At 41.6% G+C, this 17,283-nt stretch carries 18 protein-coding genes; 11 read left to right on the top strand and 7 right to left on the bottom strand.

Features of this window, described 5'->3' with window-relative positions; all coding sequences use genetic code 11:
* Window positions 1–105: 105 nt before the first annotated feature.
* The 5 genes from queA to secF are packed head-to-tail and all read left to right on the top strand — an operon-like array spanning window position 106 to window position 5,467.
* The gene (queA, locus tag KUG63_RS08635; protein ID WP_015006075.1) at window positions 106–1,134 is read left to right on the top strand and encodes a tRNA preQ1(34) S-adenosylmethionine ribosyltransferase-isomerase QueA; all 1,029 of its coding nucleotides are present in this window, start codon (window positions 106–108) and stop codon (window positions 1,132–1,134) included.
* Window position 1,135: 1 nt separating this feature from the next.
* On the top strand, window positions 1,136–2,251 hold the full coding sequence (tgt, locus tag KUG63_RS08630) for a tRNA guanosine(34) transglycosylase Tgt (protein ID WP_015006074.1): 1,116 nt from the start codon (window positions 1,136–1,138) through the stop codon (window positions 2,249–2,251).
* A gap of 36 nt (window positions 2,252–2,287) precedes the next feature.
* On the top strand, window positions 2,288–2,647 hold the full coding sequence (gene yajC, locus KUG63_RS08625; protein ID WP_015006073.1) for a preprotein translocase subunit YajC: 360 nt from the start codon (window positions 2,288–2,290) through the stop codon (window positions 2,645–2,647).
* Window positions 2,648–2,668: 21 nt separating this feature from the next.
* On the top strand, window positions 2,669–4,528 hold the full coding sequence (gene secD / locus KUG63_RS08620) for a protein translocase subunit SecD (RefSeq protein WP_041932911.1): 1,860 nt from the start codon (window positions 2,669–2,671) through the stop codon (window positions 4,526–4,528).
* Between the two features lie 3 nt (window positions 4,529–4,531).
* A complete protein-coding gene (gene secF / locus KUG63_RS08615) occupies window positions 4,532–5,467 on the top strand; it encodes a protein translocase subunit SecF (RefSeq protein ID WP_015006071.1) in 936 nt (311 codons plus the stop codon).
* A 71-nt stretch (window positions 5,468–5,538) separates the two neighbouring features.
* On the opposite strand, the gene KUG63_RS08610 is transcribed toward secF, so the two are convergent.
* The gene (locus KUG63_RS08610; RefSeq protein ID WP_015006070.1) at window positions 5,539–6,339 is read right to left on the bottom strand and encodes an inositol monophosphatase family protein; all 801 of its coding nucleotides are present in this window, start codon (window positions 6,337–6,339) and stop codon (window positions 5,539–5,541) included.
* A gap of 58 nt (window positions 6,340–6,397) precedes the next feature.
* On the opposite strand from KUG63_RS08610, the gene KUG63_RS08605 reads away from it, so the two are divergent.
* The 3 genes from KUG63_RS08605 (at window position 6,398) to KUG63_RS08595 (ending at window position 9,147) form a co-directional block, all read left to right on the top strand.
* Window positions 6,398–7,156: an RNA methyltransferase gene (locus KUG63_RS08605; protein WP_232228598.1), complete on the top strand. Its 759-nt coding sequence runs from the start codon at window positions 6,398–6,400 to the stop codon at window positions 7,154–7,156.
* A gap of 69 nt (window positions 7,157–7,225) precedes the next feature.
* On the top strand, window positions 7,226–8,014 hold the full coding sequence (gene cysE / locus KUG63_RS08600) for a serine O-acetyltransferase (protein ID WP_015006068.1): 789 nt from the start codon (window positions 7,226–7,228) through the stop codon (window positions 8,012–8,014).
* Between the two features lie 14 nt (window positions 8,015–8,028).
* On the top strand, window positions 8,029–9,147 hold the full coding sequence (locus tag KUG63_RS08595) for a cysteine desulfurase family protein (RefSeq protein WP_015006067.1): 1,119 nt from the start codon (window positions 8,029–8,031) through the stop codon (window positions 9,145–9,147).
* Here KUG63_RS08595 and KUG63_RS08590 read toward each other — a convergent pair.
* From KUG63_RS08590 to KUG63_RS08570, 5 genes are read right to left on the bottom strand one after another with little or no spacing between them, the layout of a single operon-like run.
* Entirely contained in the window at window positions 9,135–9,887 is a 753-nt protein-coding gene (locus tag KUG63_RS08590) for an SDR family NAD(P)-dependent oxidoreductase (RefSeq protein ID WP_015006066.1), read from the bottom strand. The two genes, KUG63_RS08595 and KUG63_RS08590, sit on opposite strands and share 13 nt — an antisense overlap.
* Window positions 9,880–11,148 (bottom strand): DNA recombination protein RmuC, encoded by a 1,269-nt coding sequence (gene rmuC / locus KUG63_RS08585; RefSeq protein WP_015006065.1) that lies wholly within the window; start codon window positions 11,146–11,148, stop codon window positions 9,880–9,882. Before rmuC ends, KUG63_RS08590 begins: the two co-directional genes overlap by 8 nt.
* Before the next feature lie 15 nt (window positions 11,149–11,163).
* Window positions 11,164–11,847, bottom strand: coding sequence for an HAD-IA family hydrolase (locus tag KUG63_RS08580; protein ID WP_015006064.1), 684 nt, complete (start codon window positions 11,845–11,847; stop codon window positions 11,164–11,166).
* 6 nt (window positions 11,848–11,853) lie between these two features.
* Entirely contained in the window at window positions 11,854–12,564 is a 711-nt protein-coding gene (gene ubiG, locus KUG63_RS08575; RefSeq protein WP_015006063.1) for a bifunctional 2-polyprenyl-6-hydroxyphenol methylase/3-demethylubiquinol 3-O-methyltransferase UbiG, read from the bottom strand.
* A gap of 9 nt (window positions 12,565–12,573) precedes the next feature.
* A complete protein-coding gene (locus tag KUG63_RS08570; protein WP_287554825.1) occupies window positions 12,574–13,908 on the bottom strand; it encodes a TRZ/ATZ family hydrolase in 1,335 nt (444 codons plus the stop codon).
* 388 nt (window positions 13,909–14,296) lie between these two features.
* Here KUG63_RS08570 and crcB point away from each other — a divergent pair, with 388 nt between their 5' ends.
* Genes crcB through serS form a run of 3 tightly spaced genes read left to right on the top strand, consistent with a single transcriptional unit; the run spans window position 14,297 to window position 16,275 of the window.
* The gene (gene crcB / locus KUG63_RS08565; RefSeq protein ID WP_015006061.1) at window positions 14,297–14,671 is read left to right on the top strand and encodes a fluoride efflux transporter CrcB; all 375 of its coding nucleotides are present in this window, start codon (window positions 14,297–14,299) and stop codon (window positions 14,669–14,671) included.
* Window positions 14,668–14,973, top strand: a complete 306-nt coding sequence (locus tag KUG63_RS08560; RefSeq protein ID WP_073024625.1) for a DUF190 domain-containing protein — start codon at window positions 14,668–14,670, stop codon at window positions 14,971–14,973. Before crcB ends, KUG63_RS08560 begins: the two co-directional genes overlap by 4 nt.
* Window positions 14,974–14,997: 24 nt before the next feature.
* Window positions 14,998–16,275 (top strand): serine--tRNA ligase, encoded by a 1,278-nt coding sequence (gene serS / locus KUG63_RS08555; protein WP_015006059.1) that lies wholly within the window; start codon window positions 14,998–15,000, stop codon window positions 16,273–16,275.
* A gap of 58 nt (window positions 16,276–16,333) precedes the next feature.
* Here the strand turns inward: serS and KUG63_RS08550 are convergent, their stop codons facing one another.
* Window positions 16,334–17,005, bottom strand: a complete 672-nt coding sequence (locus KUG63_RS08550; RefSeq protein ID WP_015006058.1) for a Bax inhibitor-1/YccA family protein — start codon at window positions 17,003–17,005, stop codon at window positions 16,334–16,336.
* Window positions 17,006–17,283 lie beyond the last annotated feature (278 nt).

Below are 17,283 nucleotides of genomic sequence, written 5' to 3'. Positions count from 1 at the left end.
TGTGGGCATTATAGACAGTTTCAAATTCAAACTCTATTAAAATTTTAATTTAATAGCCTGTTTTGCGCTCGCTGATGAGGGTCGTTCCTGTTAAGATCCGTCGCCATGAAAAAAAGTGACTTTAATTACGACTTGCCCAATGAATTGATTGCTCGCTACCCATTAGAGAAGCGGGTTGATAGCCGTTTGCTGGTGGTGGGTGAGAATGACTTTTCCGACAAGGTTTTTGCTGATCTGCCGATGTTATTGAGAGAAGGGGATCTGTTAGTTTTTAACAATACCCGCGTTATTGCTGCGCGCCTGTTCGGCCATAAAGAAACAGGCGGTAAGTTAGAGATCCTTATTGAGCGTGTTATGGGGGATAAGACGGCGTTGGCACATGTTCGTTGCAGTAAATCACCCAAAGCCGGTACCCACATTATTTTAAATGATGGTTATAAGTGTTTGGTTGATGGTCGTGAAGGCGATTTGTTTCAACTTACGTTTGATGACTCGATTGATACTGTGTTGAAGGCCATCGGGCATATGCCATTACCACCTTATATTGATAGGGACGATGAAACGCTGGATATTGAACGCTATCAAACGGTGTTTGGTCGTAAACCTGGGGCAGTTGCTGCGCCAACAGCAGGGCTGCACTTTGATGAGCGCCTGCTTGACGACATAAAATCACTTGGGGTGAACTTTGCTTATGTCACCTTGCACGTTGGTAGTGGTACTTTTCAGCCGGTTAGAGAAGAAAACCTTGCTGACCATATTATGCATAAAGAATGGCTAACGGTAGATGAACAAACGGTTCAACAAATTGAAGCGACTAAAAAAAATGGTGGGCGTGTTATTGCTGTGGGTACAACGGCGATGCGTTCATTAGAGTCTGCAGCAAAAGAGGGGGCTATTAAGCCTTTTACAGGCGATACAGATTTATTTATTACGCCGGGTTACCACTTTAATGTGGTGGATGCGATGGTAACGAATTTTCATTTGCCTGAATCTACTTTATTAATGTTAGTGAGTGCATTTTCTGGTTATCAGCGAATGAAATTGGCGTATCAACATGCAATAGCCCAACGGTATCGGTTTTTTAGCTATGGTGATGCTATGTTTTTAACAAAAATGTCAGATACAACTGAATAATATGAAATTTAATTTATTAAATACCGATGCTAAGGCCCGCCGTGCACGTTTAACGTTTGACCGCGGTACTATTGAAACCCCCGCTTTTATGCCCGTAGGCACGTACGGTACGGTTAAAGCAATGGCACCAGAGGAGTTATTAGACACCGGTGCTGAAATAGTGCTCGGTAATACGTTTCACTTAATGTTGCGTCCGGGTGTGGAGGTTATTGAAGCGCATGGTGACTTGCATGACTTCATGAACTGGCAAAAGCCTATTTTGACTGACTCCGGTGGCTTTCAAGTATTTAGCTTGGATGAAATGCGTAAAATTACAGAGAAGGGTGTTCATTTCCGTTCCCCGGTGGATGGCCGAAAAGTATTTATGGGGCCTGAAGAGTCAATGCAAGTGCAACGGCAATTAGGCTCGGATATTGTAATGATTTTTGACGAATGTACACCATACCCAGCCACCGAAGAAGAAGCGCGTATATCTATGGAGTTATCGCTACGCTGGGCCAAGCGAAGTAAAGATGCTCATGGCGATAACCCTTCGGCCTTATTTGGTATTGTTCAAGGGGGCATGTATGAAAATTTACGTGACAGGTCATTAGAAGCGCTGAAGCAAATTGATTTTGATGGCTTTGCGATTGGCGGTTTGTCTGTTGGTGAGCCTAAAGACGACCGTGAGCGAGTTTTGGAACATATTGTTCCGGCTATGCCCAGTGATAAACCGCGCTATTTGATGGGCGTGGGTAAACCCGAAGATATTGTTGAAGCGGTGTTAAAAGGCATTGATATGTTTGATTGTGTTATGCCAACACGGAATGCACGTAATGGTTATTTGTTTACCCGTAAAGGCTTAGTGAAAATAAGAAATGAAAAGTATCAATTTGATACCAAGCCAGTTGATGAGGCATGTGAGTGTTATACCTGTAAGAATTATTCGCGTTCCTACTTGCGACATTTAGATAAGTGTAAAGAGATTTTAGGCTCGCGTTTAAATACGATTCATAACCTTCATTATTATCAAGACTTGATGCGTGGCTTACGTCAGGCTATTGAGCAAGAGCGCTTGTTAGAATTTGTGGATGATTTTTATGAGCAGCAAGGCAAAACACGAGATGCTGTGGCATAATGCGTGATTGAGTTAATTCATTAATAAGGAAAAAATATGTTAGATTTTTTAGTTTCAAACGCCATCGCAGCAGATACCGCAGCCGCAACTCAAGAAGCAGCAGCACCAGGGTTCGAAGGATTACTTTTTCCAATTGCGTTAATTGTTATTTTTTACTTTCTTTTAATTCGTCCTCAACAAAAGCGTAATAAAGAACACAAGCAACTTGTTGCAGGCGCTAAGAAAGGCGACGAAATTGTAACCAATGGTGGTTTGCTGGGTAAAATTACAGAAGTGGATGATCATTTTATTACACTTGAAATTGCGCCTAATACATCGGTTCAAGTGATGAAGACTTCAATTTCAACGGTAATGCCTAAAGGCACATACGCATCTGCTGGAAAAGCAAAAAAATAAACTGCCAAACGAGTTATTGTTATGACGAATCATTTTCCTGCTTGGAAGAACTTAATGATAATAATGGCGTTAGTTGTTGCTATTATTTACGCACTACCAAATCTTTACGGTGAAGACCCTTCTGTACAAATTTCGCCTTTGCGTGGTGCGGTCATCAACAGTTCTGTTTTAGCTGATGTAAAAGATCAGCTAGCACAAAAAGGTGTTGCCTTATTAAAAGGTGAGTTGAATGACAGCCAAATTTTGTTGCGCTTCAAGCATTCGAATGATCAACTTAAGGCGGTTGATATTATTAAGTCGGTCTTAGGGAATAACTATGTTGTGGCTCTTAATTTGGCGCCAACAACCCCTCAATGGTTGCGTTCGTTAAATGCAGCGCCTATGTATTTAGGCTTGGATTTAAGAGGTGGTGTGCATTTCTTACTGGAAGTGGATATGCAAGCTGCTGAGAAGCAAGCAGTAGACCGTGGTGCGGCTGATTTTCGCCAATATTTGCGCGAAAATAAATTGCGTTATCTAAGCGTTATGGTCAATGGCCACAATGTTGGTATTAAATTTAGAAACCAACAGATTCATGACGAGGCGATCAGCAAATTGGAGTCTCAGTTCCGTACTTGGGACTTTAAGCCTGAAGTTAGCGAGTCCTCAACGCCCACCTTAACGGCAACGATGTCAGATGATGAGTTAATGGACGTAAGAAACTATGCTGTTCAGCAAAATATCATTACGTTAAAAAATCGTGTTAATGAGTTAGGTGTTGCAGAGCCTGTTATTCAAAGACAGGGTGAAAGCCGTATTGTTGTTGAATTACCTGGTGTCCAGGACACGGCTCGTGCAAAAGAGATTTTAGGTGCAACCGCAACACTTGAGTATCATCTGGTTGATACGCAAAATTCAGTGTCATCTGCATTAGCTGGAAGAGTGCCGATTGGTTCTAAGTTATATAACCGTCGAGATGGTGGCCAAATCCTGTTGAAAAAACAGGTTATTGTGACCGGTAATGAGATTGTAGATGCTTCATCAGGGATAGAAGGTGATACAGGCTCCGCGATGGTTTCTGTGTCATTAGATGGTCCGGGTGGTAAAAAAATGAGCAAAACCACACGAGAAAATATTGGTAAACCAATGGCGGTTGTATTTATTGAAAATAGAACCGATATAAAAATGGTTAACGGCGAGCCGGTACGCTACAAAACAGTCGTCGAGGAAGTGATTAATGTGGCGACCATTCGTGGGCACTTTAGTAACCGTTTTCAAACAACAGGCTTAGATAATTCAGCTGAAGCACGTGATCTAGCTTTATTATTAAGAGCAGGTGCCTTGGCTGCGCCGATTGATATTGTTGAAGAGCGCACGGTTGGGCCAAGCCTAGGGCAAGATAATATTGATAAAGGCTTCAATTCTGTGATGATTGGTTTTGTTTTAGTCTTAATTTTTATGGCTATTTATTACAAGACATTCGGCCTTTTTGCCGATGTGGCCTTGGCCTTTAATCTGGTTTTTATCGTTGCTGTATTGTCACTCTTGCAAGCCACGTTAACGCTGCCTGGAATTGCCGGCATTGTGCTAACAGTGGGGATGGCGGTAGATGCTAATGTGCTAATTTTTGAGCGCATTAAAGAGGAGATTAAAAATGGAAACTCACCTCAAGCTAGTATTGCGGCGGGCTACGATAAAGCCTTTTCTACCATTGCGGATGCAAATATCACGACATTGATTGCCGCGATTATCCTTTTCGGTTTTGGTACAGGGCCTATTAAAGGTTTCGCTATTACCTTAAGTATCGGTATTTTAACCTCTATGTTCACCGCTATTATTGGTACGCGTGCATTAGTCAATGTGACTTTTGGTAGTCGTCAAATAGAAAAACTGAAGATTTAAATTATGAGTAATCAACATACAATCAAGATTGATTTTCTAAGTAAACGTAAAATAGCGCTTATTTTTTCTACTCTATTAATTATTGTTTCTATCGCTTCTTTAGCGACCATGGGGTTAAAAAAAGGGATTGATTTTACTGGTGGAACGTTGGTAGAGCTTAGCTTTCCCGAAGCAGTTGAGCTGGAAAGTTTAAGGAATTTGTTAACAGAGGCTAATTTTAGTGGCGCTGTGGTACAACATTTTGGTTCATCAAAAGAAGTGCTTATCCGCTTATTACCGAATGATGCGTTAAATACTGCGGCGTTAAGTAATAAGGTGTTGGCTGCGGTGAATGAGAATTTCTCACAACAAGGTGAGTTAAGACGGGCAGAATTTGTTGGCCCGCAAGTTGGTGAAGAGTTACAAGAAGATGGCGGTTTGGCACTATTATATGCCTTAATCTGTATCCTGATTTATGTCGCTATTCGCTTTGAATATCGCTTTGGCTTAGGCTCTGTGGCGGCACTGGCGCACGACGTTATTATTACCCTTGGTTTCTTTTCTGTTTTTCAGTTTGAATTTGATTTAACAGTACTGGCGGCTATTTTAGCGATTATTGGTTATTCATTGAACGATACTATTGTTGTGTTTGATCGTGTAAGAGAAAACTTTAGAACATTGCGAAAAGGCTCACCGGTTGATGTTGTTAATATCTCGTTAAACCAGACGTTTACTCGAACCGTGATGACCTCGCTAACAACTTTGTTAGTGTTAATAGCATTGTTTGTTTTAGGTGGTGAAATTATTCATGACTTTGCACTTGCGCTGATTGTTGGCGTGTTAATTGGTACCTATTCTTCTATTTATGTTGCTAGCCCCATAACGCTTGCCTTGGGAGTGACGAAAGAAGACCTGATGGTTGTTAAGGTTGATCAAGATGAGTTAGATAAAATTCCTTGATGAGCTGATAATTGGTAATAAAAAAGCCGCTTTTATAGCGGCTTTTTTATTGATCAAGTTTTGTGTGTTGTTTAACTGTTAATTACTTTTTCTGCATGCGGTGTAATTTTGTTTAATAAGGCCTGATGCATTTTAGGGTTGCCACAAACAATGTTACCTGTTTTGTGGAAATCGTGATTATTAGAAAAATCACTAACAACACCACCAGCCTCTTGAATGAGTAAGACGCCAGCAGCAAAATCCCAAGGTTTTAGACCGATTTCAAAAAAACCATCTAGTTTTCCAGCAGCTACATAAGCTAAATCTAAAGAAGCAGCTCCTGCACGTCTAACACCAGAGGTGGAAGAGAAAATATCACGAAAGATATCGAGGTAAGGTTCAATATCTTTATCGTTCTTAAAAGGGAAGCCAGTGCCTAGAAATGAACCTTCGATTTTTCGTTGTCGGCCAACACGTAGACGTCTGTTGTTCAGCATTGCCCCTTTACCGCGTGTTGCAGTAAATAGGTCTTGACGAACAGGGTCGTAAATTACGGCTTGCTCTACGGTATCGCCTCTTTTTAAAGCAATAGATACCGCATAATGCGGAAAACCGTGTATAAAATTCGTGGTTCCATCAAGAGGGTCTATAATCCAAATATATTCAGCGTCTTGATTTAGATAGCCCGATTCTTCGGCTAAAACACCGTGATCGGGATAAGCACTTAATAAGATATTAATAATTTCTTCTTCAGCACGCCGGTCAATTTCTGTGGCGTAATCATTTTGATTTTTAATAGTTATCTTAAGTGTGTCAATTGAGTCAGCTGAACGTATTATAATATCGCCTGCTTGCCTTGCTGCCCTAATGGCAATATTTAACATTGGGTGCATGATGATGCCTAACTATTTATGTGGCGCAAGGATAACAGATACAGCCGGAGGATGTCTTTTGAAAGTCGATGAAAATAACGAAATATTGTCAAATATAAGGATTGTGTTGGTACAAACTTCACATCCTGGGAATATAGGCGCAACAGCGCGGGCCATGAAAAATATGGGGCTTAGTGATTTAGCCTTAGTTAACCCTAAAATATTTCCGAGTTCTGAGGCCACCTCACGTGCGTCTGGTGCCGATGATATTTTGGCAACAGCAAATGTTTATAATAGTTTAAAAGAAGCCTTGGAGCCGTGTGAGTTAGTCTTGGGGGCTAGCGCTAGAATTAGGCATTTGGGTTGGTCAGAGGTTGGCCCTAAAAAAGGCAGTGAATTGGCCATTGCATCGGCAAAGAATGCAAAGGTTGCGTTGGTGTTTGGCCGAGAAAACTCCGGGCTCACGAATGAAGAGTTGGAATTGTGTCAGCACTTATTACATATTCCAACTAATCCAAATTTTAGTTCATTAAACGTTGCATCTGCTGTGCAAGTGTTATGTTATGAGGTGTATTCAGCAGTGATAGGTGAACAGGTAATTGAATCACCTGATGTTGAAGATAGGCCTGCAACCAGCCAAGAGTTTGAAGGTTTTTTTGAGCACCTTTTAAAGACGCTTGAGAAAACAGATTTTCTACAGCTCTATAAAACTAAAAGGCTGCAACAACGCATCAGGCGTATTTTTTACCGTTCTGAACTTAATCGAACAGAGGTGAATATCCTACGTGGCGTGTTAACGGCGATCAATAATAAGATAGATGGAATCAAAAAAGCCTAACGTTGTAAAAAAATGTGTTAATAAAATCACGCACGTTAGAATAGAGTCACTATTAAATAAAAAAGCATTATGTTTAACCAATTAAAAGAAGATATTAATATAGTTTTTGACAGGGATCCTGCGGCACGTAGCAAAATTGAAGTGATCATGACCTACCCGGGGTTTCATGCGCTCCTGCTTCATCGCTTAAATCATTGGCTGTGGGGAGTGAATTTAAAATTTATTTCTCGTTTTATCGCTTATTTTTCACGCTGGTTAACCGGTATAGAAATACATCCTGGTGCGGTGATAGGCAAGCGTTTTTTTATTGACCACGGAATGGGCGTCGTGGTTGGCGAAACAGCTGTTATTGGTGATGATTGTACGCTCTATCATGGGGTGACCTTAGGTGGTACGAGTTGGAAAAAGGGTAAGCGACACCCTACGCTAGGTAATGGTGTGGTCGTAGGTGCTGGTGCTAAAGTGCTGGGGCCGATAGAGATAGGTGATAATGCCAGGATTGGCTCTAATGCGGTTGTTGTTAGATCGGTGTCTGCTGACACCACAATCGTCGGTATACCCGGTCGTGTTGCAACCACTGATTCTGTTAAACCAAGTCCTGAGCAAGAAGAGATGGCTAAAAAAATTGGTTTTGACGCATACGGCGCCTCTCAAGAACTACCTGACCCAGTAGCGGTAGCTATTAATAGTATGTTGGAGCATATCCACACAATGGATAAAGAAATGGAACGCATGTGCCATGAAATAAAATCATTGGGTGGTGGAATGGATGATCGGTCGGTCGAAGAAATTAACAGTGAACCGGTTGATGATGGAACAGGTTCTACTTGTCCAGAAGCGCGAGCTAAAGAAGGCTAGAATTTAGAACACTGATGATTTATTTTGATAATAATGCGACATCGCCGATAGATCCTCTTGTTTTTGAAGCGATGGAGCCATTCTTAACGACCTTTTATGGTAACCCTTCCAGTTTGCACAGACACGGGCGGGTGGTTAAAACAGCGATTGAACAAGCAAGGCAACACGTGGCTAACCTTGTTAATGTGAGTGCTGAGCAAGTTATTTTTACCAGTGGTGGAACTGAGGCAAATAATCTTTGTATCTCAGCGGCTGTTTGTTCGAACAAACAACACCTTTTATTAGGCGCTACAGAGCATCCTTCTGTGGTTGAGCCAATACGCCAGTTGTCAAAAAAAGGTTTCTTTTTTGATCAATTAGCCGTTGATGATAATGGCCTGATCTCAATAGATACACTAAAACGTGGTCTTAGCGAGGACACTGGCCTAGTGAGTATTATGCAGGCTAATAATGAAACTGGTGTGCTTCAAAATATAGCACCATTAGCTGCGTTGGCTAAAGAAAAGGGCGCTATTGTTCATACGGATGCGGTTCAATCAGTTGGTAAAATACCCGTTGATTTTAATGCATTGGGTGTCAATTTAATGTCTATATCAGGTCATAAAATTTATGGCCCAAAAGGTGTTGGCGCGGTTATTCACGATAAAAAAACGTCGTTAATGCCTATGCTTTATGGTGGTGGGCAAGAAATGAATATTAGGCCCGGCACTGAAAATGCTGCGGCTATTATTGGTTTTGGGCGGGCAGCTGAGTTAGCCCAACAAACGCTGGATAATCGCTCTAGGCACTTGTTAGCTCTTCAGCAAGCATTAGAAGCAGGGGTTAAAGGCATTGAAGGGGTGAGGGTAGTTGCTTCAGATGTTGACCGTCTACCCAATACAAGTCAATTGCTTATTGAATCGGTTGATGGGGAAATGCTTTTGATGCAGCTTGACCAAAAAGGCGTGGCAATCTCAAGTGGCTCAGCCTGTTCAAGCAATAGTAAAAGCCCAAGCGCCGTATTAACGGCGATGGGCGTGCCCGATAAGCGAGCCCTAAGTGCTATTCGTGTAAGTTTGGGGCAACAAAACACTCAACAAGAAGTAGCAGAGTTTGTTTTAATCTTAAAGTCGGTTGTGACTCAGTCGGCTTGATGTGAAAAGCACTGGCCAGACTTCTCGCTAAGAATAACGTTAATCAAGTTATTGGCTAATTCAGTGGGCGAGCTTAGGTTTTTTTCGTCTTCAGCTGGATGTGTCTTCTTTCTAATCGGTAACATACTGGGGCCTGGAATGAAGACATTACTGACCACAGTCGTTGCTTCTAGCTCATCTGCTAACATGGCGCAGAAAGATTCAAGTGCCACCTTGGAAACACCGTATGCGCCCCAGTAGGCTTTTCCTTGGCGAGCAGAGGAATCAGAAATAAAAGTGATAGATGGTTGTTTAGCCTGATGTAAAAGTGGCAAGCAAACTTTGCTTAGTAACACGGCTGAGTTTAAATTAACTTGTAGAACTTTCTGCCAGATCGAGCCTTCTTGGCTGCCAATGGGGCCAATGATTCCCATATCACAAGCCGCATGAACTATACCATCTAACCTTTTGAATTCATTATAAATAGATTTTATTAATTGCTGGTAAAGCTCTTCGTCTACTTGGCTTAAATCAAAGGGAACAATAGCAGGCGTTGGGTTGCCGGCCTGTTCTATTTCATCATACAAGGCTTCTAATTTCTTTTCATTTCTGCCGGTTAAAACCACTGTTGCACCGAGTTTGGCAAGTGCAAGGGCAGTTTCTCGCCCTAAGCCTCCGGTTGAGCCAGTTACTAAGTAAACGTGATCTTTGAGCGCCTGAGGCTGAAGGTTTATCGGGTTGATTATTATAGGTTTAGTCATCTTTTATATTGCTGATAGGTGTTGGTTTTCGGGTTGCTTTTTCAATGGGTTCTATTTCAGACATGGTTTTGCGTGTTTCTATACCAAGGTCTTTAAATTTACGTGCATTCGGGAAGACTTGCCGCTCTAAAGAGCCCACCGCTTTGTTGTAATGATCTACGCTTTTCTCTAAGGAGCTACCAATTTTACTGATGTGCTCTACAAAGGTTGTTAGTCTGGAGTACATTTCTTCACCGAGTTTTCGAATCGCTTCGGCGTTTTCGCTACTGGCTTGTTGGCGCCAACCAAATGCTATTGCTCTTAGTAAGGCGACCAAGCTGGTGGGCGTTGCTAAGATAACGTGTTGAGCGAGTGCATCTTCAAGTAGTGAGTGGTCTTGCTCTAAGGCGGCACTAAGAAATTGGTCGCCGGGTATAAACAGAACAACGAAGTCGGGTGTGTTTTTAAACTGTGACCAATAAGCCTTTTTCGATAGCTCTTTGACTCGATCCCTTACTTGCTTTGCGTGTCGGATAAGGTGTGCTTTTCGTTCGCCATCTTTGCTTTGTTCGGTAGCCGATAGATAGGCGTCAAGAGGTGTTTTAGCGTCAACAACAATATCGCGTTGGTCTGGCATGCGAATGATCATATCAGGTCGCATAGCACCTTCTTGGGTGTTTAAGTTTTCTTGTTGAAAGAAGTCACAGTGCTCTACCAGCCCGGCTAATTCGGCAAGACGCTTTAAGGTTAGTTCGCCCCATTGGCCACGGACTTCAGGCCGTCTTAGGGCTTGAACAAGATTTCGTGTTTCACTGTGTAACTGGTGCTGGGTTTCAGTCATATTTTGTAAATATTGACTGATTGAGCCGTGAGTTTGTTGTCGATCGGCCTCTAGTTTTTTGAGTTGTTCATCGGTTTGTTTAAGTATCTCTTTAATCGGGGAGACCATCTCGCTAAAGGCTCTCTCTTTTTCATTTAAGCGCGTTTCGACGGTCATTTGTTGTTTGCTAAAGTTTTCTCTAGCAAGTTTTAGAAACTCTTCATTATTGTCTCGTAATGCTTGGCTGGATAAGGCAGAAAAACTATCGCGAAAGTTTTGCATCATACTGTCTTCATCGGCCTTCGTTTTTTCTCTTAACTCCTTTTCAATGGCTTGGCGTGTTTCATGCGTCAGTAATTCTTTTTTAAGTGCTGTGTTAGTGCGTAACATGAGCAAATAACCGCTAATAAGGCCTATGACGATGCCACCTAAAAGGAAAAAAATATCGTTAATGCCAGCCATGATTAATTGATGCGCTTAGAGTAAGGGTTGTAGAGATGTTAATAAATCGGCGGGTTTATCAATATATCTATCAGCTTGCCAGTCATTAAAGTCAATACTGTCTGGAATGTAACCGAAGGTACAGGCTATTGTTTTTAGGCCAGCTAATCGACCTGCACGAATATCACGTTCTGCATCACCAAGATAGAGTGCGTTCATGGGTAAAACATCCAGCTGTTTACAGGCTAATAAAATAGATTCGGGGTGTGGTTTTGGGTGGTTGACCTGATCAGCGCAAACGATACAACTGGCTCTATTAATTAGCGCTAATTTCTCTAAGAGGGGCAGTGTTAAATAGGCTGGTTTATTCGTCACAATACCCCAAGGGATTTGATGTTTTTCAAGAAACAGTAAGCTGTCTTCAAATCCATCAAATAGTGTTGATTCATTAGCAATGTTTTGTTGGTAATGGCCAAGTAAGGATGCTTTAATTTTTTCATGCTGGTCACTGGATAGGGCAGACCCAAAGCCGAGCTCTATTAAACCATTAGCACCGTTTGAGACGATAGGTCGTATCGTTTCATAAGGTAACGCTGGCTGATTGTTTTGTACTAAGGCGACATTTAATGCGGCGGCAAGGTCTGGCGCGGTATCGACTAAGGTGCCATCAAGGTCAAATAAAACCGCATCGACTTGCCAATCATGCATTGCAATGGACATAATGGATTAGACCGTCTTTTTAAAGACGCAAATGTAATTCACACTGATGTCATCGGACATAGAGAAGGACTTGTTAAAAGGGTTGTATTCAATACCTCGGCTATCTTCCAGTGTTAAACCTGCTTGTCGTGCCCATAAGGCTAGTTCGGAAGGTTTTATGAAGCTGGCATAATCATGTGTGCCTTTGGGCATCATGCCGAGGATGTATTCGGCACCGATAATGGATAATAGGTAGGCCTTTGGGTTTCTATTTAGGGTGGATAGGAAAACGTAGCCGCCCGGTTTAACGAGTGTTGAACACGCGTTAATAATTGCTACCGGGTCAGGAACATGTTCGAGCATTTCCATGCAGGTAACACAGTCAAATTGCTCCGGTTTTTGGCTGGCCAATGCTTCAACACTGATGTGCTGGTAATTGACGGAAACACCGCTGTCTAAACTATGAAGGTCAGCAACGTCTAGCAGTTCTTTGCCTAAATCAATACCCGTTACATTAGCGCCTTTAAGCGCCATTGACTCAGATAAAATACCGCCGCCACAGCCAACATCTAAAACATCTTTGCCGGACAACGAAACTGTTTTATCAACTAAGTTAAGACGTAACGGGTTAATTTGATGCAGTGTTTTAAAGTTGCCCTCGGTGTCCCACCACTGGGAAGCCATAGCGCTAAATTTTTCGATTTCACTTGGGTTTACATTGTCTTTAGTCTGCGTCATTTGATTATTTTACACCGCTTTATTGGGTTGATGATGAAACGGGTTAATTTTTCTTTGCCAGTGTTTTACTTTTTCAATTAGCTGGGCTTCATCCAGGGTGGTTAATTGCTGATCTTGCATTAAACGTTGGCCAGCAACCCATACATCAGTAATTTGAGAGCGGTTTGCAGAATAAATCAGTGTAGAAATAACATCATAAATAGGTTGAGTTTCAATGCTATTAAGATTTATTGCGAACATATCGGCTTGTTTTCCAATTTCAAGGGAGCCTATTTTTTTATCTAATCGTAGGGCTTTCGCGCCGTTTATGGTAGCCATACGCAAAGCAGTTTTTGCGGGTAATGCATCTGCTTGTTTAGTGCGGCCTTTGGTTAACAGCGCAGCCGTTTTGGTTTCACCCAACATATCAATATCATTGTTGCTAGCCGAACCGTCTGTTCCAATAGCAATATTAATATTTGACGTGATTAATTCATCAACAGGGCAAAAACCACTGGCAAGTTTTAAGTTTGATTCGGGGCAATGTATAACATTAACGCGGTGTTCGGCGATTAACTGAATATCGGTGGCGCTTAGGTGGGTCATATGTATGGCCATTAAGTCGGGGTTTAATAGGCCAAGATTGTTTAATCGTGCGATAGGGCTTACACCATGTTTGGCAATTGACTGTTCGACTTCATTTTCTGTTTCGTGTAAATGAATATGCATCGCCAAGCCCAGTTCATCCATGATGGGTTGAATGGTTTTTAAAGAATCATCACAAACGGTATAAGGGGCGTGCGGGGCAAAGGTAAAATGAATGAGTTCATTGCTACGGAAGTGATCATGAACTGCAAGGCCTTTACTGATATATTCATTTAAGTCTTTAGCCCAACGCGTTGGGAAATCTATAACCGGAATACCAAGACATGCTCTTATACCCGTGTTCGAGACGGCAGTTGCAGTCTGGTCGATAAAGAAGTACATGTCATTAAAACAGGTTGTGCCGCCCCTAATCATTTCTGCAATGGCAAGCTCAGTACCGTCTTTGACAAAATCACTATCGGCTAAAGCTGTTTCAGCAGGCCAGATGTGGTCGTTTAGCCATTCGTTTAGCGGTAAATCATCAGCAAGGCCCTTTAAGAGGCTCATAGCCGCATGAGTGTGCGCATTTATAAAACCGGGTGCTAAGGCGTGATCGTTACATTCTATTAGTTCAACGGGGCTGTATTTCTTCGCATCTTGTTGAGGTAAAACATCAATAATAATATCGTCTTGAATGATAACAGCGTGATTTTTTAAAACGTTATCGTCAGCATCTACGGTGATAACCCAGCGGGCATTAATTTGAAGACTTACTTGCATAATTAAGTGATGAAACCAGAAACTTTAATATAGGGCGCCATTCGCTCGGCTAGATGACGCGATAATAGTAAGTGTTAAATAGGGCCAGCAGTCATGACGTGATAATAAAGTATAGCTAGATCTAAACAGTACGCAAGCCCTAGCCATTTGATAAAAAAGTAGGCTCAAAAGTGTTGTTAGCGCCTGATAGTAGCTTTTTGGTTCAGCGGCGATTTTTGTATTAAAAGCTGGGTTTTTGGTGAGGTATTAGTGAGGATAGGGTGCTAACAATTGATAACGTGCTATGAGTTGAGCCAAATATTAACGATTGTGACCGAAAAAAAGGTGCTTGAAGCGCCAGATGACAGTAAAATGAAGGCTTTAATTAATTAGCATTAATGGTAATTTAATGGCTCAACTTCTGGCAATAGCAGCAGGTGGATCAGTCGGCGCAGTGATGCGCTTTATTGTATCGACGGGCATATATAGCTGGCTTGGCCGTGGGTTCCCTTACGGAACCTTGGTTGTTAATGTTATTGGTTCGTTATTAATGGGACTGTTGTACGAACTATTTTTGCAGCGTTTGTCGGTTTCACCTGAAGTAAGAGCAGTGTTATTGGTTGGCTTTTTGGGTGCGTTTACAACATTTTCTACCTTCTCAATAGAGACCATTAATTTAATTGAGCAAGGTTATGTAATAAAGGCCATTGTTAATGTTTTAGCTAGCGTCATTTTATGCGTGCTAGCTGCTTGGGTTGGCCTGCTAATCGCGAGGCAATTATGAAAACAGAATCAGTCAGAATCGCTCGAATTTATTTAACCGAAGCGGATCATCAGCTTAATAATATTATGCAATACCTTCATGATCATGAAAGCATCTCTGGCGCAACGGCTTATAGAGGCGTTGAGGGCTATGGCTTATCGGGAAAGATGCATGACTCGTCGTTAATTGATTTGTCGTTTGATTTGCCTGTTACCATTGAATTTTTTGATCAATCAGAAAAAGTGTTGATGGCAATTAAACATGTAAAAGAAAATTTCAATGTCAGTCAAACCCTTAGTTGGTTAGCTGAACACCACCACTAAACTAAATTTAAAAAGGAAAGCTACATGCTTGACCCACAGCTTTTAAGAAACAACCCTGAAGAAGTGAAAACAGCCATGCAACGTCATGGTGCTGATTTGGATCTAGAGGTATTTAATGCGCTTGAAACACAGCGTAAAGATATTCAAGTGAAAACTCAAAACTTACAAAACGAACGTAATAAACGCTCCAAGTCGATAGGCATGGCGAAAGCCAAAGGCGAAGATATTCAGCCTTTATTAGACAGTGTTTCTCAATTAGGTGATGAGTTAAAGGCCGCTGAAACGGAATTACAGGGAATCCAGTCCAAATTGCAGGCTATTCAGCTCTCATTACCCAATATTCTTGCTGATGATGTACCACTCGGTAAAGATGAAGAGAATAACGTTGAGCTTCGTAAATGGGGCGTGATACCGCAGTACGATTTTGACGTTAAAGACCATGTGGATTTGGGTCAATCATTGGCGGGAATAGATTTTGAAGCCGGTGCAAAAATAGCGGGTTCACGTTTTGTTACCCTATCGGGTCCATTAGCTAGGCTTCAACGTGCATTGACGCAGTTTATGTTAGATATGCATGTCGATCAGCATGGGTATAAAGAAACTTATGTGCCATACCTTGTTAATAAAGACAGTTTGTTAGGAACGGGGCAGTTACCTAAGTTTGAAGAAGATTTATTTAAAATTTCAGACGACTCGCCGTATTATTTAATTCCAACGGCAGAAGTGCCTGTTACGAATTTAGTGCGTGATGAGATTATCGCTGCAGACCAAATGCCGCTAAAGTTTGTTGCCCATACGCCTTGTTTTAGAAGTGAGGCAGGCGCCTATGGTAGGGATGTAAGAGGCATGATTCGCCAACATCAGTTTGAAAAAGTTGAGTTGGTTCAAGTGGTCAAGGCGTCTGATTCTGAACAGGCTCATGAACAGTTAACTCAACATGCAGAGAGTATTTTGCAAGCGTTGAACTTGCCTTACCGCCTCATGTTGTTGTGCTCAGGTGATACTGGCTTTTCGGCAACAAAAACCTATGATCTTGAGGTTTGGTTACCTGGTCAAGAGGCGTATCGCGAAATTTCATCGTGTAGTAATTTTAATGATTTTCAAGCACGCCGGTTAAAAGCGCGCTGGCGTAACCCAGAAACAGGTAAACCAGAGTTAGTGCATACGATTAATGGTTCGGGTTTAGCGGTAGGTCGGACGTTAATTGCCGTGATGGAGAATTATCAGCAAGCCGATGGGTCCATTAAAGTCCCTGATGCTTTACAACCTTATATGGGAAAAGTCACCTCGATTACGTTGTAAATAATCGACGCATAAAAAAGCCCCTAAAAGGGGCTTTTTTTATGGGTAAAGCTAAAGACTACTCACGACCACTTACTGCACCGAGTATGTGTAAAAGGCTAGTGAATAAGTTGAATAAACTAATGTATAGCGACACGGTTGCCATAATATAGTTGGTTTCACCACCATGAATAATTTCGCTAGTTTGATAAAGAATCATGCCGGACATCAACATAATAAACATAGCAGAAACACCCAAAGATAAAGCAGGGATGTTAAAGATCATAGCGCCAATACCTGCTAAGAAAGCCACTAAAATACCCACCATTAAAAAACCAGAAATAAAGCTAAAGTCTTTTTTAGTGGTTAGTGCGTAGCTAGATAAGCCTAGAAAAATAACACCTGTACCGCCTAACGATGTCATGATCAGCTCATGACCGTTTGAAAAGGCACTGATATACATATTAAGGATAGGACCGAGTGTTATTCCCATAAAGCCGGTTAAAGCAAATACGCAAACAATACCCATAGAGCTATTTCTAAATTTTGTTGTTAGCCATAGTAAGCCAAAGTAGCCGACTAATGTAATGATCAACCCAGGGTGTGGAAGGTTTAAGCTCATTGATAATGCAGCAGTACCTGCACTAAAGAGTAATGTCATGGCAAGTAGCATATAGGTGTTTTTTAACACCTTATTGGTAGCTAAAATACTCTCTTCACTACGAGAAATAGATTGATTAAATTGGTTCACTTAAAATACCTCATTGATAATTAAAAAATGCTCAACAGATATGACTCTGTACCGCATAGAAGGTTCAATCTTACGTATTCAATAAAATACTTCAAGTCTTTTAACAATTCCGCTGGAAAAAATCCTCAGACTTAAGTAATATGCGCGGCTTGAAAGCAAAACATTTAATGATTGCTCTCAATATAATCGCTTAAAACTGGAGAGATGGCAGAGCGGTTGAATGCACCGGTCTTGAAAACCGGCAAGGGGTCAAACCCTTCCAGGGTTCGAATCCCTGT

Origin of the sequence: Cycloclasticus sp. (genome assembly GCF_019090545.1) — a bacterium.
Classification (GTDB): Bacteria; Pseudomonadota; Gammaproteobacteria; order Methylococcales; family Cycloclasticaceae; genus Cycloclasticus; species Cycloclasticus pugetii.
The sequence above is the reverse complement of the archived record's forward strand: the minus strand, read 5'-3'. Positions and strand labels throughout refer to the sequence as shown.